Below are 2,097 nucleotides of genomic sequence, written 5' to 3'. Positions count from 1 at the left end.
CGCGAGGGTGCTGGCCCCGCAGCCGCCCACCGCGCCGGCGACCACGATCAGCGGACCCGACCGCGTACGCACCGGCGCGAGCAGCGCACCCACGAGATCGCCGGTGCCGGACGGCAGGCGGACCACCTCGTCGTCGTCGCCCCGGTCGCGGTCAGACCCCACCCGCACGACGCGTGACCTACCGGTATCCACCACGGCGTCCGCGCGATCGGTGACCACCACCTCGGAGTGGTTCCCGGCCCGGGTGTCCGTGTCCAGGGCGAGGGCGGCCAGGACGGCACGCACGTCGGCGTCCAGATCGGGGTCCGCGACGTCCACCGCGACGGACCGCGCTCTCGTAGTCGTGTTCACGGGGCTCAGCCTCGCGCATCCACCCGCCCGTCGACCGCTCCGCGGAGGCCCACGGCGGCCCGCCTGTGGAGGGGGACGGGGCTGTGGACAACGTGCCGCGGGGAAAGCTCGCGAGGGCACTGTGCGGTGGGCGCGTCGGCAGCTGTCCGGTACAGCCGAGCCCGCGAAATGCGAGAGACCGCGGCAGGGGGTGCGGCGGTCTCTCAGAAGTGTCAGTTCTCGGGGGGATGAACTGAGCACCTTAGGGGGATGCCCATCACGGGCACCGTCAGTATCGCCCATCTGCGTCGCCAGCACAAGAACCGTATCGTTGGGGCGTGTCCGCCCCACGCCCACCGGGCCCCAGGATGTCGCACCGCCCTCGCCGGGTCGCTGCGTTCTTCGACCTGGACAAGACGATCATCGCGACCTCCTCGGTGTTCGCGTTCAACAAGTCGTTCCTCGGCGAGGGACTGCTGTCGCGACGGTCGGTGATCGATCTGGCCTATACGCAGCTGGCGTTCAGCCTGTCCGACGCCGACGACGAGCAGATGCAGAAGGTGCGTCAGGCCATGGCGACCGCCACCAAGGGGTGGTCGCCCGAGCAGGTCGAGCGGATCGTCACCGAGGGACTCAAGGAGACCGTCTCCCCGACCGTGTACGCCGAGGCCCAGGACCTGCTCGCCGAGCACCGCGCGCTGGGCCACGACCTGGTGATCGTGTCCGCCTCGGGCGAGGAGTTGGTGGCGCCGATCGCCCGGATGCTCGGCGTGGACCACTACGCCGGCACGCGGATGAACCGGGACGCTGACGGCCGCTACGGCGGATCGATCGAGTTCTACTGCCAGGGTCCCGGCAAGGCGGAGGCGATCAGCGCGTTCGCGGAGCGCTACGGTTACGACCTCGAGGCGAGCTACGCCTACTCGGACTCCTCCACCGACCTGCCCATGCTCGACATGGTCGGCCACCCGACGGTCATCAACCCCGACCGCGCACTGCGGCGCGAGGCGCTGGAGCGGGGCTGGCCGATCCTGACGTTCGAGAACCCCACTCCGCTGCTGCCCACGCTCGAACGGGCGACCGGGCCGATCGTTGGGGTGGCGGCCATCGTCCTGGCCGTGGGGTCCGCCACCGTGTCGTTCGTCCGGGCCGCGCGACACGCGGGGCGGTAGCGCGCACCATCGGGTGCGCGCGGCGGCGGGGCGGGCCCGTGCGGTGCGTCGGCAACACCTCATCATCGGCGTCGGCGACGGGCACGGGCGATAGCCGGACTCCCCCACGAGTTCCCGTGTTCCTTGTGCGATCCCACCATCGCCCCGGGCCGGTCACAGGCGGCATGCTCAGGGCACGGTGGTGAAGACGCCAGGACCGGGACGGAAGAGAAGTCACGGCCCCCCGCCCTCCTCACCGTCATCGACATTCGGAAACCCACGCGACGGATAACGCCCGAGAGGCAACACCAGCCGTGGGTCCGCGCCAGCTGTCACCGACGGTTGTCCCGGACCGGCGACACGGCGGATCACAGGACGCTTGGTACCCGGATCTCTCGATGCACCGCAGTGAATTGGCGGGTCGACTCCGGTCGGCCCGCCATTCGCGCGCGCCCGGCCCGTTCGGCCACCGGCGCGCTCCGCTTAGCCCCCGGCTGCGTCGGCGATCGAGGTGGCCTCGCGCGCGCCGGCCTCGAGGGCTCTACAGCAATGGAGGAGCCATTCGGTCACGCCCTCCTCGGTGCCGCTCATGTATCCCTGCAGGGCGGCCCGGTGT

At 71.1% G+C, this 2,097-nt stretch carries 1 protein-coding gene and 2 pseudogenes; 1 reads left to right on the top strand and 2 read right to left on the bottom strand.

Features of this window, described 5'->3' with window-relative positions:
* Nucleotides 1–351: pseudogene (locus G6023_RS13170) on the bottom strand (chromosome partitioning protein); the annotation flags it as partial.
* Between the two features lie 317 nt (nt 352–668).
* On the opposite strand from G6023_RS13170, the gene G6023_RS13165 reads away from it, so the two are divergent.
* A complete protein-coding gene (locus tag G6023_RS13165) occupies nt 669–1,502 on the top strand; it encodes an HAD family hydrolase (protein WP_096906146.1) in 834 nt (277 codons plus the stop codon).
* Between the two features lie 462 nt (nt 1,503–1,964).
* Here the strand turns inward: G6023_RS13165 and G6023_RS16020 are convergent.
* Nucleotides 1,965–2,097: pseudogene (locus G6023_RS16020) on the bottom strand (oxidoreductase); the annotation flags it as partial.

This window comes from Dietzia sp. DQ11-71, from assembly GCF_014144995.1.
GTDB lineage: Bacteria > Actinomycetota > Actinomycetes > Mycobacteriales > Mycobacteriaceae > Dietzia > Dietzia kunjamensis.
This window is presented reverse-complemented; position numbering and strand designations above follow the sequence as displayed.